Source organism: Aestuariibacter salexigens DSM 15300 (assembly GCF_000429145.1).
Taxonomy (GTDB): domain Bacteria; phylum Pseudomonadota; class Gammaproteobacteria; order Enterobacterales; family Alteromonadaceae; genus Aestuariibacter; species Aestuariibacter salexigens.
Window position 1 is genome coordinate 1 of sequence record NZ_AUBH01000017.1, and the last position, 25,595, is coordinate 25,595.

The following is a 25,595-nucleotide window of genomic DNA, read 5'->3' on the forward strand; positions in this document are numbered from 1 at the left end:
TCAGATTCGACCTGAGTTTTTTATTGGCGATGTATTTACTGATACCCAGCATGACAGTTTTTCCACCTGTACTGTGTTGCTTGGGCGTTAAGCCAATGCACGCTGCTGCCTCCCGCCCGTTCTTGAATGAGGCGCCTGTGTCACCTAATGCCAGATACAGTCCCAGAGCATTGACATCGCCAACACCGTCCAGCGCTTTCAGCATTGAACACTTGGGGTGTGCATTGATAGATTGCTGCTGACGTTTACTTAAGGTCTGTATTAACTCATCCAGCTCGAGCCAGAACTGATACAGCCGGTGTATCTCACCTCTTAACACATCCGGTAAGCCATTCTCAGCATCTTCCAGGATATCCGGTATGGCTTTTACCAGGGAGCGTTTGCCTTTCGCTACGGTGATACCAAACTCATACAGGATACTTTTTAATAGATTGTTCGTGGCGATTTGCTCATCTACATAGTGCTCCCTGATACGCTCACTGGCTTGTAGTGCCAGTTGTTCGTCAGTCTTTACCTGAATAGGTTTGACATCAGGTTGTCTTGACGCAATGGCAATAGCCAAAGCATCGTTCTTATCAGTCTTATGACCTGACAAGAATCGTTTAACGAAGCGAGGAGAGATTAGCATTGTTGTATGACCGTATTGCTCAGACAGCTTTGCCCAGTAGTGGGCGCTGCCACAGGCTTCAATGGCAACCAGTGATGGTTTCTGTTTAAGCAACCATGTTTTTAAAGATGAGCGGGTAAAGGTTTTATCTGTCAGTACTTTGTTATCAGTGCTAAGCACACAGACGTGGAAAGAATGTTTTGCCAGGTCGATTGCGATTACGGTATTTTCAGACATGTATGGACTCCTTATTTTGATTTCGCAAAAACCAAATTACTCCTCAGGGAGTGGAGGAGTCCATACATCGCGAAGGCGGCAATCTAAGCGAGATGCCCGACTAAATCGGGCATGACGGAGTGGGGTAGTAGGGCAAGACGTATGGGGCGTGCCTTAACCTTTAAGGTGCTTCACCAATGCCTGTACAACCTTAGGGCTGCCGGCCACGATTTCGCCTGAATACAATGGGTCGTTATTACCTTTAAAGTCGGTGACCAGTCCACCAGATTCTCTTACCATCAGCTCACCTGCAGCGATATCCCAGGCGTTAACACCACGCTCCCAGTAGCCGTCGTAACGACCTGCCGCCACGTATGCCATGTCCAATGCGGCTGAGCCACAGCGACGAATATCGCCGCACTTGGCAAAAATGCTGTTCAGAGACTGCATATACTGCTCTGTTTGTTCACGGTGCTTGAATGGCAGGGCTGTCGCTAACACAGTGCCGCCCAAATCTTTAGGCTTGCTGGCGCGAATGCGATAACCGTTCAGCTGTGCTCCTGCCCCTTTACTGGCGGTAAACAGTTCTCCACGAATGGGATCGAATACAACGCCCTGGTCAAGACGTCCTTTGTGTAACAGTGCGATGGAGACCGCAAAGTGCGGTATACCTTTGACAAAATTGGTTGTGCCATCAAGCGGGTCGATAATCCAGGTGTAGTCATCGTCACCGCTGACTTTGCCACCTTCTTCACCAATGAAGCTGTGGTCTGGGTAGGATTGCTTGATCTTGTGGATGATGGCCTGCTCAGCTTCCTTGTCTATCTGCGTAACAAAATCATTCGCGCCTTTCGATTCAGTTTTAAGGTCGTCACGGTTTTCAAACCCGCGAGCAATAATGTTGCCGGCTGTACGCGCTGCGCGTACGGCTATATTCAGCATAGGATGCATAAGTAAACCACCAATTGTGTAAAGAACAAAAACGTCAGGAGCGTTACGTGTTGCCCCTGATTAAAAATCGCGCGAAGTCTAGCAAAGCGTTACATGAACCGCAATCGAAACCTCGCTGTAACCACCTTGTGCCTGTGCTAAACTGCGCGCCGCGCTCTGCTATGGAACTATTGAAATTACACATGTTAGATAATATCCGCATCATATTGGTTAACACATCACATACCGGCAATATCGGCTCGGCCGCCCGAGCGATGAAAACCATGGGGTTGAGCCAGCTTGTGCTGGTCGACCCCGTGTCTGAGCCGGATGGTAAATCCAGCGCGCTGGCGGCAGGTGCAGGCGACGTGCTGGCGAACGCTAAGATTGTTCCTACCCTGCAGGAAGCCATTTCCGACTGCGGTCTGGTAATCGGCACATCAATGAAAACCCGTTCTCACGATGTGCCGACCATGGTGCCGCGAGAGTGCGCAGAAAAATTACTCGATGAAGTAGGGAGCTATCCTGTCGCTTTGATATTCGGTCGGGAAAACAACGGGTTGAGTAACGAAGAACTCAGGCTTTGCCATTTCCATGTGTACATTCCGGCGAATCCTGATTACAGCTCATTAAACCTTGCCGCAGCGGTGCAAACGCTGTGTTACGAGATTCGTATGGCCTTTCTTGCCCGTGGTGAACAGCACCCAGAGCAGGATAGTCCCTATCCATTGAGCGAAGATCTCGAACGTTTTTATACGCATTTGGAACAAACCCTGCAGAAAACGAATTTTATCATTCCGCAGCATCCGGGTATGGTGATGGTCAAACTTAGGCGTCTGTTTAACCGTGCGAGACCCGAGTCCGTCGAGTTAAACATTTTGCGCGGCATTCTGACCTCAATAGACAAATCTATTCAAAAGTGAGCTTATGTTTACGCGTATTCGAGAAGACATCAAAAGCGTGTTTGACCGTGATCCCGCGGCCCGCAACAGTTTTGAGGTCCTGACCAGCTATCCGGGGTTACATGCCATCTGGCTGCACCGTCTGTCACATAAATTCTGGCGCTGGGGCTTGAAATGGCTGGCCAGAATGCTATCGACCTTTGGGCGTTGGACAACCGGTATAGAAATACACCCTGGTGCACAGATTGGTCGGCGTTTTTTCATCGATCACGGCATGGGCGTGGTAATTGGAGAAACGGCTGAAATTGGTGACGATGTAACCCTGTATCATGGTGTCACCCTTGGCGGGACATCCTGGCAGGCAGGAAAACGCCACCCAACCCTGAAAAATAAGGTGGTTATTGGTGCCGGCGCAAAAATCCTTGGGCCTATCACTATCGGAGAAGGCGCCAAGGTTGGCTCGAATTCGGTGGTCGTAAAGGATGTCCCAGATGGTGCAACCGCAGTGGGGATCCCGGGGCGTGTCGTGCTGAATAAAGCAACGGAGCAGGATGGCAAACGTGAGCACCGCGAAAGCATCGCCAGGCAATACGGCTTTGACGCCTACGCGGTAGCACCTGACAATCCTGATCCGGTCGCCAATGCTATAGGTGTTATGCTCGAACACGTGCACAAAATGGACCTCAAAGTTGAGGAACTATGCGGCGCAGTGCAGGAGCTTGGCGGTGATGTATGTGGCAAATCCATCAAAGCACTGGATATCGAGGACTTTAAAGACACTGGATTGTCCCCCATTATTCAGCAAATGAACCATAAAGATGAGTCGTTTGACCCGCATATATAGGCCGTTATGACTGACATTAACACGCCCATTTATCTCGATTATGCCGCAACCACGCCGGTCGACCCGCGTGTCGCCGAGAAAATGACAGCCTGTCTGACAATGGATGGCAACTTCGCGAATCCGGCATCCCGCTCACACCGATTTGGTTGGCAGGCAGAAGAAGCCGTGGACTTCGCTCGTAGCCAGATTGCTGAGCTGGTCAACTGCGACCCTCGTGAACTGGTATTTACCTCTGGCGCGACGGAGTCAGATAACCTGGCAATCAAAGGCGTGGCAATGGCTTATGCCGACAAGGGCAAGCATGTTATTACCATGAGTACCGAGCATAAAGCGGTGCTGGATTCCTGCGGCTGGCTGGAGACGCAGGGCTTCGAGGTGACTTATCTGGCGCCGGGCAGCAATGGCCTGTTGGATTTGGCGGAACTCGAAGCGGCCATCAGGCCCGACACCGTGCTGGTCAGTGTAATGCATGTGAATAATGAGTTAGGGGTCATTCAGGATATTGCAGCCATAGGGGCGCTATGTCAGGAAAAGCACATCCTGTTTCATGTCGATGCCGCGCAGAGTACCGGCAAAGTAGCCATTGATCTGCAAACACTGCCGGTTGACTTGATGTCATTTTCGGCGCACAAAACCTATGGGCCAAAAGGGATTGGCGCACTGTTTGTCAGGCGTCGGCCAAAAATTCATCTGCATGCGCAAATTCATGGTGGCGGACATGAGCGCGGCATGCGTTCAGGCACATTGCCAACCCATCAGATTGTAGGCATGGGGGAAGCCTTCGCGATTGCCGGTCAGGAGCTTGAGCAGGAGCGCGTGCGTCTTGCCGGCCTGCGTCAGCGCTTCCTGGAGATTGTCGGTCAACTGCCAGGCGTGGTCGTTAATGGCAATCTGTCACATAGTGTGGCGGGTGTGGTCAATGTCGGCTTCGACGATGTTGACGGTGAATCGTTGATAATGGCATTGCATGAGCTGGCCGTATCCTCCGGCTCGGCCTGTAACTCGGCCAGTATGGCGCCGTCTTACGTGCTCAAAGCATTAGGACTGGACGATGCATTGGCGCACAGTTCTCTACGTTTTAGCTTTGGTCGTTTTACCACTCGGGCAGAAGTGGAGTTTGCGGCGAACAAAGTGGTTGAAGTAGTGAGCAGTCTCAGACAGGCATCTTCAGCAACACCTATCCCCCGAATATAGCGCCGGTTAACGGTTTTTCTGCAAACTCGGCATTATTTTAATGCGGGGTATGAATTCGATGCACTTTTGCATATAATCCGCGCCAAATTTTTAACCTACAGATTTTCACCTTTATTTCGGGAGTGGCGATATGGCCCTGGAACGTACTTTTTCTATTATCAAGCCTGATGCAGTTGCTAAGAATGTCATCGGTGCTATTTACAACCGTTTTGAGTCAGCAGGTCTGCGCATTGTTGCTTCAAAAATGCTGCACATGAGCAAAGAACAGGCTGAAGGTTTCTACGCTGAACACAAAGAGCGTCCTTTCTTCGGCGCGTTAGTAGAGTTCATGACGTCTGGCCCTGTGATGGTTCAGGTTCTGGAAGGCGAGAACGCTGTTGTTAAGAACCGTGAAATCATGGGCGCGACTAACCCAGCAGAAGCCGCAGCCGGTACACTGCGTGCAGACTACGCTGTGTCAATCGATGAGAATGCAGTTCACGGCTCTGACGCGCCTGAATCTGCGGCTCGCGAGATTGCCTACTTCTTCTCTGACGATGAGATTTGCCCACGCACTCGCTAAGGCTCTCAACATCAGATTGAATGAAGGGAGCTGCGGCTCCCTTTGTTGTATGTGACTTAACAACACTAATTCTGGTACGCATTCGTATATGCGAATGAAACCCGTTACACTATGCGCACGCAGCCAGTCGTTCTTCTGACTGGCCCACTGTGGGAGGATCCGGCATGTCAGACACACTTCGTGAACAGCCGTCAAAAATTAACCTGTTAAATTTCAGCCGTCAGGGGCTGCGCGATCTGTTTGCTGAAATGGGCGAAAAACCGTTCCGTGCCGATCAGGTCATGAAATGGATCTACCAGCAGGGCGTGTCAGACTTTGAGCAAATGAGTAATTTGAACAAGGCGCTGCGTGCCAAATTGATTGAGAACTGTGAGATCCGTGCGCCCGAAATTGCCTATCAGCAAAATGCCACTGACGGTACGATTAAATTTGCCTTGCAGCTTGATGGCGGTCAGGAAGTGGAAACCGTGTGGATCCCGGAAAGTGATAGAGCCACACTTTGCGTGTCATCTCAGGTAGGATGTGCGCTGGAATGTACGTTCTGCTCAACTGCCCAGCAGGGTTTTAACCGTAATCTGACCGTGGCTGAGATTATCGGGCAGGTTTGGCGCGTAGCAACGACCCTCGGCCTGTCTTCTGATTCATCCAAACGCCCCATTACCAACGTGGTGATGATGGGTATGGGTGAACCGCTGCTGAATATGAAAAACGTGGTGCCGGCGATGGAGCTGATGATGGACGACTTCGGCTTTGGATTATCCAAACGTCGTGTCACCCTTAGCACCTCGGGTGTGGTGCCGGCGCTTGACATGCTCGGCGATAAAATCGACGTAGCGCTGGCTATCAGTCTGCATGCACCAGACGATAAGCTACGAGACGAAATTGTACCAATCAATAAAAAGTACCCTATCTCTGAATTTCTGGCAGCAGTCAGACGCTATTTGGGTAAATCCCGCGCCAATCAGGGCAAAGTGACGGTTGAATACGTGATGTTAAATGGCATCAACGATTCGACCGACCAGGCACATCAACTGGCGAAAACCCTGGCAGACACGCCGAGCAAGATCAATCTGATCCCGTTTAACCCTTTCCCGGGATCGCCATATACGTGCTCGAGTAATTCGCGCATTGACCGCTTTGCAAAAGTGCTGATGGAATATGGTTTTACTGTCATTGTGCGCAAGACTCGCGGTGATGATATTGATGCTGCCTGTGGCCAGCTCGTGGGTGATGTTGTAGACAGAACCAAACGAATGCTGAAAAAACAGATGAAGGGTGAACCAATTTCGGTAAAAATGGCCCAATAACAACAAGTAACCAGCTCAAGCAGAGATCTCTGCAGGTCAGGTTACCTAAAAATAAGTCAGGGGAATGATGCGACGCTATATATTAGTGATACTGTTTTTATTAGGTGGCTGTGTCAGTCAGCCAGTGCCCGACGGGTTTGAAGCGCCTGACGATTTTGATACCGATGCCGCAGCGAAAACCCGTATTTCTTTAGGGCTGACCTATCTGAAAAACGGCAACTACACGCAGGCTAAAATGAATCTCGATAGAGCACTCGAGTTCGCACCGCGTATGGCCGATGCCCACTATTCCATAGCATACTATTACCAGCTGGTAGGCGAAGTGCAGCGTGCTGAGGAATCCTATCAGGATGCCATGCGTCTGGCACCAAGAAATGCCGACATTGCCAACAGCTATGGTGCCTTTCTGTGTCAGCAGGGAAATTATCCGAAAGCCAAAGAGTTTTTCTTAAAAGCGATAAACAATCAGCGCTACGCCAATACCGCAGAAAGTTATGAAAACATGGCGCTGTGTTCACAAAGTCAGGGCCAGATTGATGATGCGATTGAGTATTTACAGAATGCGCTCAACCATCAGCCAACCCGTGGAAAAAGCCTGTATTTATTAGCCGAACTTCTGACGGCAACAGAGCGCTATGAAGAAGCGCGTCAGACGCTACGTCGTTTCGAACGGGTATCTAGAGTCTCTGCCGAATCGCTGTGGCTGGCCGCCGAGATCGAGCATGGCCTGGGCAATATTGATGCTGCCAGAGGGTATGGCGATATGTTGTTGCAGATGTATCCACAACATCCTAATACGCAACGCTATCTGGCCACACATCGCAGCCCGGATGCGGTAGCAAAACAGCGCATGAAAAAGGCACCTACCATAAACCAGCCTGCAACAATGCCAGTGCAAAAGCCTGAACCCATGCCAGAGCCGGCAAGCCAACCAGTCAGTGAACCTGCTGCACAGGAAAGCTCTGAGCCTGAAGCTGAACCTGTGGCGGATACACAGCAGCCTGACGAGGAGTCGTCAGTAGCGCCAGTGGTGACCAAACACATCGTTGAAAAACAGGAAAACCTGTATCGCATTTCACTGCGTTACAACGTCAAGATGGACAAGTTGGTAGAATGGAACAACCTTGACGACCCGTCTTCAATCTATACGGGCATGTCCCTTTGGGTCGTAGACCCGTCTACGCAGCAGTAAGTGACAATGAGCGAAGAAACAGATATTCAGGAAGACATCATCAAAGGTCCTGGCGAGCAGCTTCGCACTGCGCGTCTGGGGCGCGGGCTGACCCTTGATCAGGTCGCCAGTGCGCTGCATCTTAAAGCAACAACGATAGAAGACTTGGAAAACGACATCTACGACAGCAGTGTGTCACTGACGTTTTCCAAAGGGTATCTAAGGCTGTATGCCAAGCACCTCGGCGTGCCGGTTGATGAGGTGCTGGATGCATTTGACGCGTTTCAGAGTAAACCCAAAGAAACCGCCAAACTGCAGAGTTTTTCCAAGCGAGTGGCCAAGCAGGCTAACGACGACCGCTGGATGATGGTGACCTACCTGATACTGGCGCTGGTGCTGGTGCTGTTTTTATGGTGGTGGTGGCAACAAAGTGAAGATGATGCCACGCTTTCGCAGTCATTGTCGGCACCCACTATTCCGCCTGTGGCAACTGAGCCGTTGCCAAGCAGCCAGTCTCAACAGACTGAAACGCTAGATAGTGAAGCGGTAGAGCAAATCGGTGATTCTGCGTCACAGATGTTAGAAAGAGTTGAAGAAGTCTTACAGAATGCGCAGCAAACCCTGCCAGATAGTCAACCGGCAGACGATGATGGCGCTGCCGCTGAGATTCCTGCTGAAGCACCACAGCAGATTGATGACGAACCTGAAAGCACTGATAATACAACGCTAGCCGATGAGCAACCGGTCGAGCTGGTGTTCACCTTCAGCGATGATTGCTGGATGACCCTTACTGATGCCACCGGTGAAGACATCGCCTATGGTGTCAAACGTGCTGGCCGGGTCATGACCGTGAGCGGGTTGCCTCCCTTTGAAGTCGTGCTAGGCGCTCCCGCCAATGTCAGTATCAGCTATGCCGGACAGAATATTGATATGTCAGGTTTCGATGTGACTCGCACTGCGCGCTTTAGTTTACCGCTAGAGGAAGAATGATGTTTGCAGATTCACCCATTACCCGTCGTAAATCGACCCGTATCTATGTAGGCAAGGTGCCGATAGGGGACGGTGCGCCGATCGCGGTACAGTCGATGACCAATACGGAAACCACGGATGTTGAGGCAACCGTTGCCCAGATAAAGCGAATTCAGGCAGTCGGCGGTGAAATTGTCAGAGTGTCGGTACCGACAATGGATGCCGCTGAAGCGTTTAAACACATTCGCCAGCAGGTTGATGTGCCGCTGGTGGCAGACATTCATTTTGATTACCGCATCGCGCTTAAAGTCGCTGAATACGGGGTAGATTGTCTGCGTATTAACCCCGGTAATATCGGTAAGATGGATCGCGTGCAGGCTGTTGTTGACTGTGCCAAGGATAAAAACATCCCTATCCGTATCGGTGTTAACGGTGGCTCGCTGGAAAAAGACCTACAGGAAAAATATGGCGAACCAACGCCTGAAGCGCTGGTCGAGTCGGCCATGCGTCATGTCGATATTCTCGACAAACTGAACTTTGACCAGTTTAAAGTCAGCGTCAAAGCGTCAGACGTATTCCTGGCGGTAGGCGCATATCGCTTATTGGCCAAGCAGATTGATCAGCCTCTGCATCTGGGTATTACCGAAGCCGGTGGATTTCGCGCCGGTGCAGTAAAAAGCGCCGTTGGACTGGGTATGTTGCTGGCCGAAGGTATTGGCGACACCATTCGTATCTCCCTTGCTGCCGATCCGGTAGAAGAGATAAAAGTGGGCTTCGATATTCTTAAGTCCCTGCGCATTCGTTCTCGTGGTATCAATTTTATCGCCTGTCCAAGCTGTTCTCGTCAGGAGTTTGATGTCATCGGCACGGTCAACGCGCTGGAAGAAAGACTGGATGATATTCTGACACCGATGGATGTCTCGATTATCGGCTGCGTGGTAAACGGCCCGGGCGAGGCAGAAGTGTCTGATCTTGGCCTGACCGGCGCGCGCAATATGAGCGGCTTTTACCTGGACGGTCAACGTCAGAAAGAGCGACTGGCCAATGATGATCTGGTCGATCAGCTGGAAAAGCGTATAAGGGCAAAGGCGTTACAGCTTGAACAAGCCCGTCGCATTGATGTTAAACAAGTTGTGTAGCAGCTAACGTAGCGTATTGAAGTGGTACGGGCGTTTTACGTTTGCTACCAAAATCCCTATAATGCGCGCCTTAATTCAGTTCAGGTATTGAAACCGTCGTGAGCAAAACAATCCAGGCCGTCCGCGGCATGAACGACTGTCTGCCTTCAGATTCAGCGATATGGCAGTGGGCCGAGACCCAGATACGCAATGTTGTGGCCAGCTATGGCTATCAGGAAATCCGTACGCCTATCGTAGAAAGCACTGACCTTTTCAAACGCTCTATCGGTGAAGTGACCGATATCGTTGAGAAAGAAATGTACACCTTTGAGGATCGCAACGGCGATAGCCTGACTTTGCGTCCTGAAAATACCGCCAGCTGTGTGCGCGCCGGTAACGAACATGGCCTGTTGTACAATCAGCAACAAAGGCTCTGGTACATGGGGCCGATGTTCAGGCACGAGCGCCCTCAAAAAGGACGCTATCGCCAGTTTCACCAGTTCGGTGTCGAAGCATTTGGATTGGACGGCCCCGACATTGATTTGGAAGTGATCTTGCTCAGCGCGCGCTTGTGGAAGCTGTTTGGCATTCAGGAGCACGTCACCCTGCAGCTCAATTCACTGGGCAGTAACGAAGCACGTCAGGCATACAAAGACGCGCTGGTGGCGTATTTAAGCCAGCATAAAGAAGCGTTGGACGAAGACAGTCTGCGTCGTCTGGAAAGTAACCCGCTGCGCATACTGGATAGCAAGAATGAGCAGGTTCAGGCACTTCTTCATGATGCTCCCGATCTTCTGGAATTTCTGGATGAGGAATCGAGCCAGCATTTTTCCGAGCTGTGTGAACGATTAACGCAGGCCGGCATCCAATATCAGGTCAATTCCCGTCTGGTACGTGGTCTGGACTATTACAATCGGACCGTGTTTGAATGGGTCACAGACAGTCTGGGCGCACAGGGCACGGTGTGTGCTGGTGGTCGTTACGACGGCCTCGTGGAACAGCTGGGCGGTAGAGCAACGCCGGCGGTAGGCTTTGCGATGGGCATCGAACGCCTGATCTTGCTGCTACAGACACTGGGTCTGACTGACCAGGTGCCTGCGCCGGTAGATATTTACGTGACTGCTGTGGGTGATGCGGTGCAGCCTTTTGCGCTCAAGGTCGCAGAATTACTGCGTAACCAGCATCTGCACTGGCGCGTCCAGAGCCACTGCGGTGGCGGTAATTTTAAGAAGCAGCTCAAACGTGCTGACAAGAGCGGAGCGGCCGTGGCGTTGGTCATCGGTGAACAAGAAGCACAGCGTGATGAAGTGTCAGTGAAGTGGCTGCGTCACGATAATGAACAACAAAGCGTCTCAGTTGCAGAGCTGGGTGCGCTTTTATCGACAGTTTTAGATTAACCAATTATTCAGTTTTACGACGGCACTGCTAAACAGGTGCCGCTACAGAGGAAGGATCATGGAGCAGTTTGCCACAGAAGAACAACAAGTTGAGGCGATCAAAAAGTTTTGGAAAGAAAATGGCGTGTCGATCATTGTCGGCGCGGTATTGGGCCTCGGAGGCTTGTGGGGCTGGCGTTATTACACTGATGTGCAAATTGCCAATCAGGAAGCCGCGTCTAATGCTTATCAGGAACTGGTGCAAAGCTTAGAGAGTGATACCGTTGGTGCACAGGCAGACAGTTTCGTCAGTGCTAACAGCGATAGCGGTTATGCGTTGATGGCATCGTTAATTATGGCCCAGCAGGCGGCACAAAATGGTGAATTGGACACTGCAGCAGAACGTCTGCAGTTTGTGTCAAGCAACGCTGATGATCCAGCGATCAAAGCGGTCGCAGCGGTGCGTTTAGCGCGTGTGCAGATTGAGCAGGGCCATCTTGACGCCGCCCTGGCAACGCTGGAAGGCGTGACAGATGAAGCATTCAGTGCCGTAGTCGATGAAGTCAAAGGCGACGTGTATGTACAGCAGGAGCAATTCGATAAAGCACGTGCGGCGTACAGCTCTGCTTTGGAAGATAACGCTGGCAACAATTTACTGAAAGTGAAATTGGATAATCTTGCCGTTGCTGCGAACAGTTAAGGAACAGGTAGTGAGAAAACCATTTTTTGCACTGCTAATACCTGCGCTACTTAGCGTAAGCGGTTGTACAACCGTTTCAAATTGGTTTGCAGACGAAGAAGAGCTGGCAATACGCACGCTTAAGCCAATCAATGCAGAGTTTGAACCGCGCGTACTGTGGCAGCGTGACGTGGGTGACGGTGTTGATAACTACTTCTCCCGACTACAACCTGCGGTGGCCTACGGGCGAGTATATGCCGCAGACCGTCACGGACGCGTTATGGCGGTTAATCCGCAAGATGGCGATGTCATCTGGCAGAAAAATTTTGCCTTATACAGTGATGGTGGCGTGCTGTCATCGCTGTGGTCTGATGGCGAGTCTGCGAAAATCGCAGGCGGCCTGACAACGGCCTATAACAACCTATATTTCGGTACTGAGAATGGTGATGTGTTTGCGCTGGACGCCGCTACTGGCGAACGTAAGTGGCACGCCGAGGTGAAGGGTGAAGTATTGGCAAGCCCTGCTATAGACGGTGAGGTGGTGGTGGTGAATACCACCTCTGGCACGTTGTACGGACTCAATGCGTTAACTGGCGAGCAGCTATGGCTGATGGAATCTGACGTACCACCTCTGACCCTGCGCGGTATTTCAGCGCCGGCCGCGGCCAATGGCGGGGCAATCGTGGGTACTGAAACCGGGCGACTGCGTGTCAGTATTCTCGAATCAGGTCAAACTGCATGGGAATCGCCCGTCACGTCACCCTCAGGTGCCACCGAGCTTGAGCGTATTGTGGACGTGGATTCCAAACCACTGGTATTTGCCGGCACGGTGTATATCGTGTCATTTAATGGCTCTCTTGCTGCGGTAGAGCTGCGCAGCGGTCGAGTGTTGTGGAATCGTGAGTATCGCTCATACCGCAACGTCAGTCTGGATAACAACCGCTTGTTTGTTGTAGATACCAATTCGAATATATTTGGGTTGGACCGACGCAACGGCGTTGAACTGTGGTCAAACAGCAGCTTGAAAGGCCGTACCGTAACGTCAGCAACGCCGGTTGGTGAATATGTAGTCGTCGGCGATAATTTCGGCTATCTGCACTGGTTGCGTCAGGACGACGGCCAGGTTGTTGCGCGTCTCGCCGTTGGCGATGACGATGAAGATGAAGCGATCTTTACTGGTCCGGTTGTGAATGGGAATACCGTCTACACGCAGACTCGTGACGGTAAACTTGTGGCAATTGACACGCCAAACTAATAACACCATGGTCAGGCTGACCTATTTAATCAGCTTGACCTACGTTAACTGGAATTTACGATTATGTTGCCGGTAGTGGCTTTGGTCGGACGCCCCAATGTGGGTAAATCGACGCTTTTTAACAGACTGACCAACAGCCGCGATGCGCTGGTAGCAGACTATCCAGGATTGACGCGTGACCGCAAATACGGACAGGCACGCTACGATGAGCTGCACTTTATCGTTGTTGATACCGGTGGTATCAGTGGCGATGAGCAGGGTATCGATGCAGCAATGGCTGAACAGTCATTACTGGCGATTGAAGAAGCGGATGTGGTGTTGTTCCTGGTCGATGCGCGTGCCGGTCTGACGCCTGCCGATGAAGGTATTGCCAATCATTTACGTAAGCAGGACAAACGTGTTTATCTTGTGGCCAATAAGGTCGATGGTATTGATGGTGACAGCGAGAGCGCCGAGTTCTATAAATTAGGTTTGGGCGATGTGCACCAAATCGCCGCGGCCCATGGACGTGGTGTTAGCCAGCTACTGACAAACAGCCTGTTGCCCCTTCAGCATGATTTTCCGGATATGCAGGCTCAGGATGAACATGAAGATGAGATGGACGAAGCGGGCGCCGAAGCCCATCGTGAGCGTCTGCAATCCTTGCCCATAAAACTCGCCATTGTCGGTAAACCTAACGTCGGTAAGTCAACACTCACTAACCGTATTCTTGGTGAAGAGCGGGTGGTTGTGTTTGATATGCCGGGTACCACCAGAGACAGTATCTATATTCCCATGCAGCGTGATGAGCGCGACTATGTATTGATTGATACTGCAGGGGTACGTAAGCGCAAGAAAGTCTCTGATGCGGTAGAAAAGTTCTCTATTGTAAAAACCTTACAGGCCATTGAAGAATCCAATGTGGTGTTGCTGGTGATTGATGCCAGGGAAGGGATTGCCGATCAGGACCTCAGCTTGCTGGGGTTTGTCCTCAACTCTGGCCGCTCGCTGGTGGTTGCGGTCAATAAATGGGATGGTCTGGATAAAGACGTGAAGGACGAGATTAAGCGGGAGTTGGACCGACGTCTCGGCTTTATTGACTTTGCCAGATTACATTTCATATCCGCCTTACACGGTACTGGCGTCGGGCATTTGTTCGAGTCGGTGCAAGAAGCCTATGAATCGGCTACCAGGCGCATCAATACGTCGATGCTGACGCGCATTATGGAAATGGCCCAGGAAGACCACCAACCTCCCCTGGTGCGTGGCCGCAGGGTTAAAATGAAGTACGCCCACGCGGGTGGCTACAATCCTCCGGTGATCATCATTCATGGTAATCAGGTGGAAGAGCTATCGGACGCCTATAAGCGCTATCTGATGAATTACTTCCGTAAGTCGCTGAAAACCATGGGCACGCCAATCAAGATTGAGTTTAAGGAAAGTCATAATCCTTATGAAGGCAAGAAAAATCAGCTGACGCTATCACAGGAACGTAAGCGTAAACGTCTGCTGTCTTTCCACAAAAAGAATAAGAAAAAGTAGTGCGCTCAGTTCTGTGGGGCTTAGTCTTCGGTGGCTCAGCCGCCTCGTAACTGTGCCATCAGTTTGGATTCGCTCGGTACCTTGATTTGTGGGATGGCCTGTTTAACCAACTGCGTGGCGATACGCGGCGGGAAGTTCGCACTGACTTTGACAAATTTATCCTCAAGCAGGAACAGATAAGTACTGGCATACAAAGTGCCGCTGTCCTGACTGGCATCTACCCCCTGATAGAAACCGCTGAACTTCTTGTCTTCGGTCTGCCACTGTATTGGCTGCACGTCGCTGATGTTCAATTCGCCAATGTTACGGGCTTCGGCCAGCAAAGTAATATCTCGCTTTTCACGTTCCAGTTCATTCAACAGCAAGCCTTCCTGATTGGTTAGGTCTTGCTGTGCAACGGGATACACGAATACGTCGATATTCTCTTCCGCATACAAAGGGTGCCAGTAACGCACCATTGCGCCCTGAAACGGGTCACGAAAAAGTTGCATATCGTACATCTGAAATTCATCGATGTTATTGGGAAGCTGCATTTCGTGGTGATAGTCACTGGCCTGCAGCGTGGCGTACAAGTGCTCTGCGCTAAATACGTCATTAGTCGTCAACGCATCGACGATATGTTCACTGAACTGTGCTGCCAATGCTGCCTGCTGAGATGGGTTATCCAATTCCAGCTGTGTCTGATATTGCACATTGCCAAGTTCGATTCCGCGCCATGTCACGCTGACCTGCGCATCGAAGTTTGCCGGCGGCGCTGCAATCGTGCCTAACGATAATGTATGCAGCAGGTTTTGCAGAGACGAGGCCAGAGACTGATTGCGGGTCGCCTTCGACGAGACCAGTAACTCGTAATCAAAACCGTCTGCTGATAATGCCACTTTATTAAAACGTCCGGCGTTTTCCAGCGCCTGTAATAACAGAGTCGGATCGACGGGGTCTTCCAGGCAAGCTTGCTCGCTATGCTCTGCCCTGACGGCGTCGCATTGTTGCTGCTGTTCATCAGTCAGATAAGAAGTAAAAAAGCTGATTGGCGGTAAGTCAGCCTTGACTGCGATGGATGGGTTATCCTGCTGGTGAACAAGAGTGGGAGACGTAGAGCAGCCAAGCAGCATTAAGGGTGCAAGGATGCAAGCAATTGCACCGACTGATGCACTGGCACCATGTTTTACTGCTCTCATCACAGCCCCCCTATCAAAACTGCGCTATTTTGGGGCACATTGTTAGTGGATGCAATGATTTTGCGATGCACTACATTATCTTGCTATGGATCTCACCATCCGCTACGCGAGTCGTGAGTTGCTGACCAGATTTTACCTCAGTAACAGAGCGCACAATATTGCCGTCCTGAAAGGTAATACTGTAGCCTCTTGCCATCGTCGCCAGAGGGCTGACGCTATCCAGCAGTTGGCTTTTGGCGCCGAGCTCAGCCTGACGGGTTTTAAGCACGGATTGCATTGCACGACTCAGATTATTAAGAAGTGAGGTTTGATGTTGCTGAGCCGATGCCAATCTTTGTGACGGCTCTTGTTTTGTCAGACGTGCCGTAAACGCGTTAATACCGTTCTGATATGTCGTCATCACTCTGGCCATTTCCGACTTCAGCGCGTAGAACTGTCTGTCCAGACGTTGACTTTGCTGGTTGAGTTGGCTGCGTGGATGATTTTGCTGTAAACGATGAAACGCCACTTGCTGGCGATAGTGGTGTTCTCTGCTGATTTTTTGCATCAGAGTCTGTAGCTTGACCAGCGTCTGCTGCAGCGCGTCGGACAACTGCGCACTGTCTGTACTTACCAACTCTGCAGCGGCTGATGGGGTCGGCGCCCTGACATCGGCTACAAAATCGGCGATGCTGACATCAATTTCATGACCGACGGCGCTGACCAAGGGGATCGCCGAGTTGGCAATGCTGCGGGCCACCGACTCCAGATTAAAACTCCATAAATCCTCGAGTGAGCCGCCGCCGCGTCCAACAATTAATACATCGACTTCATTACGACGATTGGCTGTTTCAATGGCACGGCAGAGTTGTTGCTCTGCCATGTCGCCCTGCACCTGGCTTGGGTAAATGATGACGCTGATGGCTGGATTGCGCCGCTTGAGTACGGTCAGAATGTCGTGCACTGCCGCACCGGTTGGGGAGGTGACGATGCCGATGCGTCTGATATGTTGTGGAAGGGGCTTTTTACGTTCGTTGGAAAATAGACCTTCGGCTGACAGTTTTATTTTCAGTTGTTCGAACTGCTGCTTGAGCAGGCCATCTCCTTCAGGTTCAAGGCTGTCAACGATGAGCTGATAATCGCCTCGAGGCTCATACAGTCCCAGGCTGCCATGTACCAGCACCTTGTCGCCTTCTTTCGGACGTTTTTGCACACGTCGGTTGGCTCCTTTAAACATGGCGGCACGAATTTGCGCGCGCTCGTCTTTCAGCGTGAAATACCAGTGCCCTGATGCGGCTGCCACAAAGTTCGAAATTTCTGCCGACAACCACACTGCACCGACTTCTGATTCCAATACAGAACGCGCCAATCGGTTGAGTTTGGAGACGCTGAGAATGTTACGAGAATGTGACGAATTGCCAAACATGAAAAGACCTGAAAATTGTTGATTGATTAAGTTTACCTGATAACCAAAAACCACTACAATTGCGCCGCAACTAAGGCCCCATACATAGGTGTTGTTGCATGCTCCGAATCGCGAAAGAAGCCCTGACCTTTGACGACGTACTACTCGTCCCCGGTCACTCGACCGTGCTCCCTCATACGGCAGACTTGAAAACCCGTCTGACCCGTAACGTCAGTTTGAATATCCCCATGGTATCAGCCGCAATGGATACCGTCACTGAGGCGCGCCTGGCTATTGCATTAGCGCAGGAAGGCGGTATCGGTTTTATCCATAAAAACATGACACCTGAACAGCAGGCAGAACACGTACGTCAGGTTAAAAAGTACGAATCTGGCGTGGTCTCCGACCCTGTTACAGTACCCGTTAATTCCACTATTGGCGAAGTGAATGCGCTGGGTCAGCGTCTTGGCTACTCAGGATTCCCGGTGGTGGATGAAGACAATAACCTTGTCGGTATCGTTACCGGTCGCGATCTGCGCTTCGAAAGCCGTCTCAATCAGCCCATTGCACAGATTATGACGCCGAAAGAGAGACTGGTGACAGTCAAAGAAGGCGCCAGCTCTGAACAAGTGCTGGAGCTGATGCATGAGCATCGTATTGAAAAGATTCTGGTCGTTGACGATGAGTTTAAACTGGCCGGACTGATCACATCGAAAGACTTCAAAAAAGCAGCCAGTAAGCCGAATGCATGTAAAGACAGCCTCGGTCGTCTGCGCGTCGGTGCCGCTGTGGGCGTTGGGCCAGGCACTGACGAACGCGTCGCGTTGCTGGTTGAAGCGGGCGTCGATGTGCTGTTGATTGATACTTCACATGGTCACTCACAAGGCGTTATTGATCGCGTGAAAGCGGTTCGTGCTGCCTATCCTGATGTTCAGCTTATCGCTGGAAATGTAGCGACTGCAGAAGGCGCGCTTGCACTGGCTGACGCCGGCGTTGATGCGGTGAAGGTTGGGATTGGCCCCGGTTCAATATGTACTACGCGTATCGTGACAGGCTGTGGCGTGCCACAAATCACCGCCATCGCTGATGCTGTCGAAGCATTAAAAGACCGGGATATTCCCGTTATTGCCGATGGCGGTATCCGCTTTAGTGGCGACATTGCCAAAGCGCTAGTCGCAGGTGCAAGCTGCGTGATGGTTGGCAGCATGCTGGCGGGTACTGAAGAAGCGCCGGGTGAAGTAGAGCTTTATCAGGGGCGTTACTATAAATCGTACCGCGGCATGGGGTCTTTGGGGGCGATGAATCAGGCCCACGGTTCATCAGATCGTTATTTCCAGGATCCAAACAGCGCTGAAAAACTGGTACCAGAAGGCATTGAAGGGCGTGTTGCTTACAAAGGCCCAATTGCCACGATCATTCATCAGCAGGTTGGTGGCTTGCGCTCAGCGATGGGGCTGACGGGCTGCGCGACGATTGATGAGCTACGTACCAAGCCGCAGTTTGTCAAAGTGACCGCGGCAGGCATGGGGGAATCTCATGTCCATGATGTGAGCATCACAAAAGAAGCGCCTAACTACCGTCTGGGTTAAGGCTTTGCACTTATTTAACGGGCTGGCCTGGTGGTCAGCCTGTGTTGTTTTGATAAACGGAACACTTCCATGACCGCAAACATACATGACCAACGCATATTGATCCTCGACTTTGGTTCGCAATATACCCAGCTGATTGCACGACGTATTCGTGAAATTGGCGTGTACTGTGAACTATGGGCGTGGGACGTAACGGAAGAGCAAATCCGCGAATTTAACCCCAATGGGATCATATTATCAGGCGGTCCGGAATCCGTACCTGAGCCTGGTTCACCTCGTGCACCAGACTATGTGTTTGAAGCTGGCGTGCCGGTGCTGGGTATTTGCTATGGTATGCAAACTATGGCTGCGCAGCTTGGTGGCGCGGTACAAGGGTCTGACAAGCGCGAGTTTGGCTATGCGCAGGTTGAAGTGGTGGCAGATATGGCGCTGCTCAACAATATCGAAGATCATATTGGCGATAATGGCAATGGTCTGTTGGACGTGTGGATGAGCCACGGAGACAAAGTATCGGCGCTGCCTGAAGGTTTTACGACCGGTGCTCGCACTACCAGCTGCCCGTACGCAGCGATGTTTGATGAATCCCGTCGTTTTTATGGCGTGCAGTTCCACCCCGAAGTGACCCATACCCGCCAGGGCCAGCGCATCCTCGAGCATTTTGCATTCGACATCTGTGGATGCGAAAAGCTGTGGACGCCGGCTTCGATCATCGACGACGCAGTGAGCCGCATCAAACAGCAGGTGGGCAGTGATGAGGTGATTCTCGGGCTGTCCGGCGGTGTGGATTCTTCAGTCACGGCGATGTTGCTGCACCGCGCTATTGGCGACCAGCTGACCTGTGTATTCGTCGATAATGGCCTGCTGCGCCTCAACGAAGGTAAGCAGGTAATGGATATGTTCGGCAACCACTTTGGTCTGAATATCATCAAAGTGGACGCGGAAGACCGCTTTCTTAACGCGTTGGCGGGTATTGATGAGCCGGAAGCCAAGCGTAAGACTATCGGCCGTGTATTTGTTGAAGTATTCGATGAAGAAGCGGGCAAGTTGAGCAATGCTAAATGGTTGGCTCAGGGCACTATCTACCCTGACGTGATTGAGTCAGCAGGCTCAAAAACCGGTAAGGCGCATGTGATCAAGTCACACCACAACGTTGGCGGGCTGCCAGAGGATATGGAGATGGGACTGGTTGAGCCACTGCGTGAACTTTTCAAAGATGAAGTACGCAAAATCGGCCTGGAATTAGGCTTGCCGTATGACATGCTTTATCGTCATCCGTTCCCGGGACCGGGTCTGGGTGTGCGCGTGCTTGGCGAAATCAAGAAAGAGTATTGTGATCTGCTGCGTCGTGCCGATGCGATCTTTATCGACGAACTTCATGCTGCCGATCTTTATCATAAAGTCAGTCAGGCATTCACCGTGTTCCTGCCTGTCCGCTCGGTCGGCGTGATGGGCGATGCCCGCAAATACGACTGGGTGGTATCACTGCGCGCAGTGGAAACCATCGACTTTATGACCGCGCATTGGGCGCACCTGCCTTATGATTTCTTAGGTAAAGTGTCTAATCGCATTATCAATGAAATCGATGGTATTTCGCGGGTTGTGTACGATATCTCTGGTAAGCCGCCCGCAACGATCGAGTGGGAGTAAAAACAAATCATAAAAAATATATAAATCAATATCTTAACACTTTCACACATCCTTCACACTTTTTTGTAGCCCCTTGTCTGTTAAGCAGCTAGGGGCTAAACTTTCACAAAAAGTTTCACACCAGCGTCACTACTACGTGTCGTAAGGAACTATTGTGTCTGTTAACAAGAAAACCGATTCAGAATCGCTCTTAGGTGGTAAGGGCGAAATATACAGAATGACTAGAAGCGGTTCTGTCTATCAATGCCGTATCTGGATTCCTGACGAGAGAAAGTATCTTCGCCGGTCCCTTAAAACGTCAGACTATGAAACTGCAAAGCTCAGAGGTGAAGAGCTAATTTTTAAAACATATTCTGATGTTAAATCTGGCAGGAAACTGTTTGGCATTAACCTGGGGGAGCTGGTGGAAAAATACCTTGCGTGGCGCGAGCGTGATGTTGGAGTTGAGGGTGGCATTACAAAAGCTCGTCACGGAACCATCAAGTCTCAATGTAAAGCTCTTTTGAGAGTAAAATCTCCCACTACAAAAATATCGGAGCTAGATGAAAATAGTTTCTATGATTGGCGTCAGATGAGGCTTAAAGACAACCCCTCAATCTCGCTTGTGACAATCAGAAACGAAACAGCGACCATAGCTCAGCTTTTTGATTTTGCCTACAGAAACGGATTTTCTCATATACCAAAATTATTTTTTCGCCCGACCAAAATGTCCCGTTACGAGATAAGCAGAAGGGATACTTTTGAGATTGACGAATATGATGCAATGGTCAAATTTCTCAGAAGTTATACAAGTAAAAAGCATTGTCCAGATGATGAAGAAAGGTTAGAGAGAAAAAAAATTCGTGATTACATTTTAATATTAGCGAATACGCTGTTACGAACTGGTGAGCTGCGCCAGCTAACTTATGGTGATGTTCTTGAATTTGATGACCGTGTTGACGCAAACGGTCTAAAAGTCTGTCTTGTGAAGTTAAGAGTACGCAAAGAAACCAGTAAGGTACGATCAGGAAGAACAATTTGGGTTCGTGGTGGCGACTACATTAAAAGACTGAAATCCTATTCACCGTTCACAGACGACCATGATCTACTTTTTACGAACAAGTCAGGCACACATCCACTTGGAACTCGTGAACTTTACAAACATTGGGACGTAATAATGAAAGCAATTGGCATTCCTGATCACAGGCAAAGAAAGCTTTCTTATTACTCGCTTCGTCACTTCGGAATAACTATGAGAATGAAAAGCGAGGTTCCAATTGCTGATGTTGCAGCTATTGCTGGAACTAGTGTGGCGTACATTGAAACTCATTACAGACATATTGACGATGAGGTCATGTATCGCAGTGCACTTAAAAACTTTTCTAAAGTTGATGAGAGTGCAAAACAGCTCAAGTAGTTGATTTGATTTTTAAGGTTAGGGTGATGGAATTATATTTACTAGGCGTTGCCGCATGCTTTGTCATGTTTTATGTAAAGAGAATTTCCGAAACTGCTATCCAGCGAATAGGTGGAGTGTATACGTATTATCAGAACCTGAGAAAAGTATCTCCGTATCTTGGTGACGGGCATTCGTTTTTTGTCAGGCATCTGAAGATAATGCTGCTTAATATTCTGGTGTCTCTTACATCATGGTTAGGCGTTTTGTTTTTTCTTTATGGAATTCTCTCTGCGCTATTTGATCCGATTTCAGTCAAGAGAGAATTCCTTACTGAAGAGTCAAAAAAGTGGGCAATGCCTCTTCTAAATAATCCGCATTTATCGGCAGAAGAAGCCTGTGCATATAAGTGTATGCTTGATATTGCAAACGGATACAAACCTGATGATTTAGGGGAGGACGTTTATGCTTGTGAGAAGGAATTGACTGATGTTCATTTCGGGAAAAGAGTGTTTGATGGTTCAATAGCTTTAAATGAAATTCAACGCTTAGGCTTTTTCAGTAAAGAGGAAATGACTAGCTTCAGAAATCAATACAATGACGTAAAGCGGTATCAAAATTAAAACAGTTAAATTGCAGTGGCGTATATCTGATCTACCACTTAGAAGAATGGACTCAAGCATCACCTGGTAGGAGGGTCTAGATAAGGGGCGTGCGGTAACATGTTTTGAATGTGGTGCGACTGTCAGCTTTTTTGATGAAAACAGCGCTGTTAGAGTTTTGCTACCAGTGGGTAACATGGTAACGGACGTTTAAGCATGATGAGACTAAATTTCTTTCTTATTTTCTTCTTTTTTGCTGGAGGCGCATTATCAAAAGTTCCTGACCTCAGGTGCGAGTTTACGAAGTATAATCGCTGGTTGCATCTACAAGAGAATAATAGTGAATGGATAAACACAAGAGCTTATTTGGAAATTGTAGATGGTAAAACGACAGATAAAACGGGAGTGAGTTCAGATATAGAGAGAGCGACAAATAGCGAAAATTGGTATTTGTTGAATAGAGGTCCTTGGGCTGCTGGGAAGTTAAATCTAGTCGGAGATTCTAGTGATTTACTTGATTTATACGAAACCGAGCTTGACGAAATATACGATGCTTACCTTGTTAGCGGCGGCGATTTTATGACGACGATGGCAATAGGGAAGTGCTTCATCACAAAATGACATTAAGACAATAAACAAAATAGAACTTTAATTTTGCTCTCTCCTCTATTTTTTCATTAAGACAGGTTAGTCGCTTCATCTTGAATGTGGCGATAGCATTGTGCAAAGGTATACCTGACGAGCAGAACGGCTCGTCAGATTCAATCTAATTCGTGATGAATGTTGTCATATGGGATTGCGCCCAACCGAGCGAAATATTGTTACACCATCTCTCCGACTCTTTCATATCTATCCGCTTGAAACTGTCACATAGCTAGCATGAGCTGAGCTTACGTCACATTCTTCTACTATTTTGTTTTTGGCATCTTCAAGCAACTTTTTATGCATTGCGAAACTTGAGGGTTCCCCCAGTTGGAGTAACTGCGTAGTTAAGTATTCACTTAGCTGTTCATTTGAGACAGGACCATCACATTGCTCGTCAGTAAATGCGCTGTATTCAATCTTGGGGTGTACTAGCGAATCTCTCAATTTGAAGAGATTTAAAATATTTTGAAACGGGGCTTCACCACAAACGTTTGCACTTAAGTTACTAAGTTCATATAACTTTTTAATTCTTTCTTTCAAGGTAAGTTTTTCGTCCGCTGCGCTGTCATCTCCTGTTTTTTCTTGTAATGCGCAGTTGATAAACCCATCAAACTCAAACATATAAAGCAAAAGAGCAGCAAAACGAAGGTTACCTTGTCCGGCGATTACCTCGTCATTCCTTATCATACTATCGGGTTCGTAGAGTAACTGCTCAATGGTATGCGCTGCATTTCCGAGGTCTAGATATCTATAAATCGTTGATTGAACATTAGCAGGCATAATTGCACCTTTTTGCAAACTATAAATGTCTTTGCTGATCTCTGATTATTGCAACTTTAATTACGTCAACCATAAGCCAAAACAAACTGAAATGACCGCAAGCACGGATATGTCTCAGGTATGACTTCGCGCATTGGATGCTTCCCTTTTAATCCGTTGGTTATTTCTGAAATGAAGTTTGGTACTGTAGTAACTTCAATATCATCACCCCAAATCTCCTTCGGTTGCGTTCTGGATGTTCCAATTATTGCTCTTTTCTTAATTGTTGAAGGAACAGATCCAACTATCTCGGCATATTGCTCATTGGTGAAGATAAACTTCTTTGAAATGTATCGCTCTTCTCGCCTTTCCCAAGTCATCGCATCCCATGATGTTTCTGCATGCACCAGTTCACCTGTTGAGGGCATATAAGCAAGAATATCTATTTCGTTGTTGTAACCACCATTACTTCGCCGGTTGGCTTTGATGTTTGTACGGACAAAGTATCCTTGATACCCATACCACTCTGCTGTTAACGATTCTAGAAAGTTCAAAATATTCCCTCGTTACAAAAATGAAGAAGTATCTGGCTCAGTAATGCATTCTCCGCTTCCTGGTTTGATATCTTCTCTCTTCGTAGATTTAAGTAGAGGGTAATATCTGGATTTGTTCTCAACAGCGTCAGGGTTATAAGTTTCAAAAAGACAGTAAATATGTTCTCTGTCGGTGTTAAACCAATAGTTGTAAGCGGCTAAGATGTAATTATTGCTGTAAAAGATACACCCATGAGGGTCTTCCAATGAGGGGTCTTCAGAGTCGGAAAGAGCATATTTTGCTGCTTTTATGCAAGTATCCTTGTCCTCATATGATTCAGATGCAAGCCATATATAAAAATCACCATATGAGTCACTGTATGAATATGGATGCCAAGGCTTTTCACCAGTTTCTCCGCCGCATCCAGTCAACAAAATAGATGAGATAAAAGATATAAAAAGAACGTGCATTTTAATTTTCATTAGGCTCTCTGCTCACATTAAAGCAATCACATGCAATCTAGTGTAAAGAAGCATAATGAGCATTGCACGGATGATGCACATGCACTGGGGACGATTCATCACTCTCTAGAGTAGTCTGATTACATTCTTTTTAGCTTCAGAATCAGCTTCAATATATCGCTGGGTGGTATGCAACGAAGAATGACCTGCCAAATACTGTACATCTCTCAAAGAACCGCCAACTGCACTGATTTTCTTTGCTGCATTCGTGATGAATGTTCTTCTTCCTGAGTGAGATGAACAACCTACAAAGCTTAATTCACCATACCAGCGCGAAAATGTATTTACGATTACTTGAGGGGATGTAGACCTAGAACGCTCGGTCATTATTACTGACGAACTAAAGGAGAAAGAGTATTGCTTTCGCTGTCTAGCTAGTAGCTCTTTGAGAGCTGCTTTCAAAAGACTATGAAGCGCAATTACCCTGCCACCGTTTTTACCCTTTGATGCTGTATTGGTAAGATGCAAGCAGTCACCTACTTCTCCGTTAGCGTCAACTACCATTTCCCATGTGAGGGAAGCAATCTCTTTCGCTCTTAAGCCCGCTTTGGCAGACAGTAGGAAGATAACTCTATTTCGGATAGCGTTCCGCTTTTCGCTTATGTAGTGCAGAACCGCTTTTTCCTGTGCTGGTGTTAGTATTTTGCTTTGTCTTTGCAGTGCCATGACTCACAACTCATTATGTTTTCATCAAATACTTACAAAATATA

The 25,595-nt window shown here is 49.0% G+C and carries 25 protein-coding genes; 17 read left to right on the forward strand and 8 right to left on the reverse strand.

All coding sequences use genetic code 11. The features are described 5' to 3' along the window. Both G441_RS0115635 and suhB read right to left on the reverse strand, forming a co-directional pair. A partial coding sequence (locus G441_RS0115635) for an IS110 family RNA-guided transposase (RefSeq protein WP_026377225.1) occupies positions 1-844 on the reverse strand: 844 nt, incomplete at its 3' end. Positions 845-997: 153 nt separating this feature from the next. Beyond that, on the reverse strand, positions 998-1,774 hold the full coding sequence (gene suhB / locus G441_RS0115640; protein ID WP_026377226.1) for an inositol-1-monophosphatase: 777 nt from the start codon (positions 1,772-1,774) through the stop codon (positions 998-1,000). A 182-nt stretch (positions 1,775-1,956) separates the two neighbouring features. Here suhB and trmJ point away from each other — a divergent pair, with 182 nt between their 5' ends. The 12 genes from trmJ (at position 1,957) to der (ending at position 14,651) form a co-directional block, all read left to right on the forward strand. After that, positions 1,957-2,676 carry a tRNA (cytosine(32)/uridine(32)-2'-O)-methyltransferase TrmJ gene (gene trmJ / locus G441_RS0115645; protein ID WP_026377227.1) on the forward strand — a complete coding sequence of 240 codons (720 nt, stop codon included), beginning with the start codon at positions 1,957-1,959 and terminating at the stop codon, positions 2,674-2,676. Positions 2,677-2,680: 4 nt separating this feature from the next. Beyond that, positions 2,681-3,499: a serine O-acetyltransferase gene (gene cysE / locus G441_RS0115650; protein WP_026377228.1), complete on the forward strand. Its 819-nt coding sequence runs from the start codon at positions 2,681-2,683 to the stop codon at positions 3,497-3,499. Positions 3,500-3,505: 6 nt separating this feature from the next. Further along, a complete protein-coding gene (locus tag G441_RS0115655) occupies positions 3,506-4,693 on the forward strand; it encodes an IscS subfamily cysteine desulfurase (protein ID WP_026377229.1) in 1,188 nt (395 codons plus the stop codon). 130 nt (positions 4,694-4,823) lie between these two features. After that, positions 4,824-5,255 (forward strand): nucleoside-diphosphate kinase, encoded by a 432-nt coding sequence (gene ndk, locus G441_RS0115660; protein ID WP_026377230.1) that lies wholly within the window; start codon positions 4,824-4,826, stop codon positions 5,253-5,255. 164 nt (positions 5,256-5,419) lie between these two features. Next, a complete protein-coding gene (rlmN, locus tag G441_RS0115665) occupies positions 5,420-6,562 on the forward strand; it encodes a dual-specificity RNA methyltransferase RlmN (protein ID WP_026377231.1) in 1,143 nt (380 codons plus the stop codon). A gap of 64 nt (positions 6,563-6,626) precedes the next feature. Continuing rightward, positions 6,627-7,754 (forward strand): type IV pilus biogenesis/stability protein PilW, encoded by a 1,128-nt coding sequence (pilW, locus tag G441_RS0115670; protein WP_026377232.1) that lies wholly within the window; start codon positions 6,627-6,629, stop codon positions 7,752-7,754. Between the two features lie 6 nt (positions 7,755-7,760). Then, on the forward strand, positions 7,761-8,723 hold the full coding sequence (locus G441_RS0115675; protein WP_026377233.1) for a RodZ domain-containing protein: 963 nt from the start codon (positions 7,761-7,763) through the stop codon (positions 8,721-8,723). After that, positions 8,723-9,841, forward strand: coding sequence for a flavodoxin-dependent (E)-4-hydroxy-3-methylbut-2-enyl-diphosphate synthase (gene ispG / locus G441_RS0115680; RefSeq protein ID WP_026377234.1), 1,119 nt, complete (start codon positions 8,723-8,725; stop codon positions 9,839-9,841). The genes G441_RS0115675 and ispG overlap by 1 nt, the downstream gene beginning before the upstream one ends. 98 nt (positions 9,842-9,939) lie before the next feature. After that, positions 9,940-11,217, forward strand: coding sequence for a histidine--tRNA ligase (gene hisS, locus G441_RS0115685; protein WP_026377235.1), 1,278 nt, complete (start codon positions 9,940-9,942; stop codon positions 11,215-11,217). 58 nt (positions 11,218-11,275) lie between these two features. Next, entirely contained in the window at positions 11,276-11,896 is a 621-nt protein-coding gene (locus G441_RS0115690) for a YfgM family protein (RefSeq protein ID WP_026377236.1), read from the forward strand. Positions 11,897-11,906: 10 nt separating this feature from the next. Beyond that, a complete protein-coding gene (gene bamB / locus G441_RS0115695; RefSeq protein ID WP_026377237.1) occupies positions 11,907-13,130 on the forward strand; it encodes an outer membrane protein assembly factor BamB in 1,224 nt (407 codons plus the stop codon). Between the two features lie 63 nt (positions 13,131-13,193). Next, complete coding sequence (der, locus tag G441_RS0115700; RefSeq protein ID WP_026377238.1) at positions 13,194-14,651, forward strand: ribosome biogenesis GTPase Der; 1,458 nt, start codon at positions 13,194-13,196, stop codon at positions 14,649-14,651. 35 nt (positions 14,652-14,686) lie between these two features. Here der and G441_RS0115705 read toward each other — a convergent pair whose 3' ends face one another. Both G441_RS0115705 and xseA read right to left on the reverse strand, forming a co-directional pair. Next, a complete protein-coding gene (locus G441_RS0115705; RefSeq protein ID WP_026377239.1) occupies positions 14,687-15,829 on the reverse strand; it encodes a hypothetical protein in 1,143 nt (380 codons plus the stop codon). Positions 15,830-15,899: 70 nt separating this feature from the next. Then, on the reverse strand, positions 15,900-17,234 hold the full coding sequence (xseA, locus tag G441_RS0115710) for an exodeoxyribonuclease VII large subunit (protein ID WP_026377240.1): 1,335 nt from the start codon (positions 17,232-17,234) through the stop codon (positions 15,900-15,902). A 98-nt stretch (positions 17,235-17,332) separates the two neighbouring features. Here xseA and guaB point away from each other — a divergent pair, with 98 nt between their 5' ends. The 5 genes from guaB (at position 17,333) to G441_RS0115735 (ending at position 23,047) form a co-directional block, all read left to right on the forward strand. Then, the gene (guaB, locus tag G441_RS0115715; protein WP_026377241.1) at positions 17,333-18,802 is read left to right on the forward strand and encodes an IMP dehydrogenase; all 1,470 of its coding nucleotides are present in this window, start codon (positions 17,333-17,335) and stop codon (positions 18,800-18,802) included. A gap of 69 nt (positions 18,803-18,871) precedes the next feature. Beyond that, a complete protein-coding gene (guaA, locus tag G441_RS0115720; protein ID WP_026377242.1) occupies positions 18,872-20,449 on the forward strand; it encodes a glutamine-hydrolyzing GMP synthase in 1,578 nt (525 codons plus the stop codon). Positions 20,450-20,603: 154 nt separating this feature from the next. Further along, complete coding sequence (locus G441_RS0115725) at positions 20,604-21,845, forward strand: site-specific integrase (protein ID WP_026377243.1); 1,242 nt, start codon at positions 20,604-20,606, stop codon at positions 21,843-21,845. A gap of 26 nt (positions 21,846-21,871) precedes the next feature. After that, complete coding sequence (locus G441_RS0115730; protein ID WP_026377244.1) at positions 21,872-22,447, forward strand: hypothetical protein; 576 nt, start codon at positions 21,872-21,874, stop codon at positions 22,445-22,447. A 195-nt stretch (positions 22,448-22,642) separates the two neighbouring features. Further along, on the forward strand, positions 22,643-23,047 hold the full coding sequence (locus tag G441_RS0115735; protein ID WP_026377245.1) for a hypothetical protein: 405 nt from the start codon (positions 22,643-22,645) through the stop codon (positions 23,045-23,047). 228 nt (positions 23,048-23,275) lie between these two features. On the opposite strand, the gene G441_RS0115740 is transcribed toward G441_RS0115735, so the two are convergent. The 4 genes from G441_RS0115740 to G441_RS0115750 all read right to left on the reverse strand — a co-directional run bounded on the left by G441_RS0115740 (position 23,276) and on the right by G441_RS0115750 (position 25,551). Continuing rightward, positions 23,276-23,851, reverse strand: coding sequence for a hypothetical protein (locus G441_RS0115740; protein WP_026377246.1), 576 nt, complete (start codon positions 23,849-23,851; stop codon positions 23,276-23,278). A gap of 65 nt (positions 23,852-23,916) precedes the next feature. After that, complete coding sequence (locus tag G441_RS19420) at positions 23,917-24,384, reverse strand: hypothetical protein (RefSeq protein WP_051275660.1); 468 nt, start codon at positions 24,382-24,384, stop codon at positions 23,917-23,919. Positions 24,385-24,396: 12 nt separating this feature from the next. Continuing rightward, entirely contained in the window at positions 24,397-24,846 is a 450-nt protein-coding gene (locus G441_RS18895) for a hypothetical protein (protein ID WP_034475386.1), read from the reverse strand. A 105-nt stretch (positions 24,847-24,951) separates the two neighbouring features. Beyond that, complete coding sequence (locus G441_RS0115750) at positions 24,952-25,551, reverse strand: site-specific integrase (protein WP_026377247.1); 600 nt, start codon at positions 25,549-25,551, stop codon at positions 24,952-24,954. Between the last annotated feature and the right edge of the window lie 44 nt (positions 25,552-25,595).

Excerpts from the sequence above, each read along its gene's own strand:
- suhB (WP_026377226.1), bottom strand. The coding sequence starts at position 1,774 with ATGCATCCTATGCTGAATATAGCCGTACGCGCAGCGCGTACAGCCGGC.
- trmJ (WP_026377227.1), top strand. The coding sequence starts at position 1,957 with ATGTTAGATAATATCCGCATCATATTGGTTAACACATCACATACCGGC.
- cysE (WP_026377228.1), top strand. The coding sequence starts at position 2,681 with ATGTTTACGCGTATTCGAGAAGACATCAAAAGCGTGTTTGACCGTGAT.
- G441_RS0115655 (WP_026377229.1), top strand. The coding sequence starts at position 3,506 with ATGACTGACATTAACACGCCCATTTATCTCGATTATGCCGCAACCACG.
- ndk (WP_026377230.1), top strand. The coding sequence starts at position 4,824 with ATGGCCCTGGAACGTACTTTTTCTATTATCAAGCCTGATGCAGTTGCT.
- rlmN (WP_026377231.1), top strand. The coding sequence starts at position 5,420 with ATGTCAGACACACTTCGTGAACAGCCGTCAAAAATTAACCTGTTAAAT.
- pilW (WP_026377232.1), top strand. The coding sequence starts at position 6,627 with ATGATGCGACGCTATATATTAGTGATACTGTTTTTATTAGGTGGCTGT.
- G441_RS0115675 (WP_026377233.1), top strand. The coding sequence starts at position 7,761 with ATGAGCGAAGAAACAGATATTCAGGAAGACATCATCAAAGGTCCTGGC.
- ispG (WP_026377234.1), top strand. The coding sequence starts at position 8,723 with ATGTTTGCAGATTCACCCATTACCCGTCGTAAATCGACCCGTATCTAT.
- G441_RS0115690 (WP_026377236.1), top strand. The coding sequence starts at position 11,276 with ATGGAGCAGTTTGCCACAGAAGAACAACAAGTTGAGGCGATCAAAAAG.
- der (WP_026377238.1), top strand. The coding sequence starts at position 13,194 with ATGTTGCCGGTAGTGGCTTTGGTCGGACGCCCCAATGTGGGTAAATCG.
- G441_RS0115705 (WP_026377239.1), bottom strand. The coding sequence starts at position 15,829 with ATGAGAGCAGTAAAACATGGTGCCAGTGCATCAGTCGGTGCAATTGCT.
- xseA (WP_026377240.1), bottom strand. The coding sequence starts at position 17,234 with ATGTTTGGCAATTCGTCACATTCTCGTAACATTCTCAGCGTCTCCAAA.
- guaB (WP_026377241.1), top strand. The coding sequence starts at position 17,333 with ATGCTCCGAATCGCGAAAGAAGCCCTGACCTTTGACGACGTACTACTC.
- guaA (WP_026377242.1), top strand. The coding sequence starts at position 18,872 with ATGACCGCAAACATACATGACCAACGCATATTGATCCTCGACTTTGGT.
- G441_RS0115730 (WP_026377244.1), top strand. The coding sequence starts at position 21,872 with ATGGAATTATATTTACTAGGCGTTGCCGCATGCTTTGTCATGTTTTAT.
- G441_RS0115735 (WP_026377245.1), top strand. The coding sequence starts at position 22,643 with ATGATGAGACTAAATTTCTTTCTTATTTTCTTCTTTTTTGCTGGAGGC.
- G441_RS0115740 (WP_026377246.1), bottom strand. The coding sequence starts at position 23,851 with ATGCCTGCTAATGTTCAATCAACGATTTATAGATATCTAGACCTCGGA.
- G441_RS18895 (WP_034475386.1), bottom strand. The coding sequence starts at position 24,846 with ATGAAAATTAAAATGCACGTTCTTTTTATATCTTTTATCTCATCTATT.
- G441_RS0115750 (WP_026377247.1), bottom strand. The coding sequence starts at position 25,551 with ATGGCACTGCAAAGACAAAGCAAAATACTAACACCAGCACAGGAAAAA.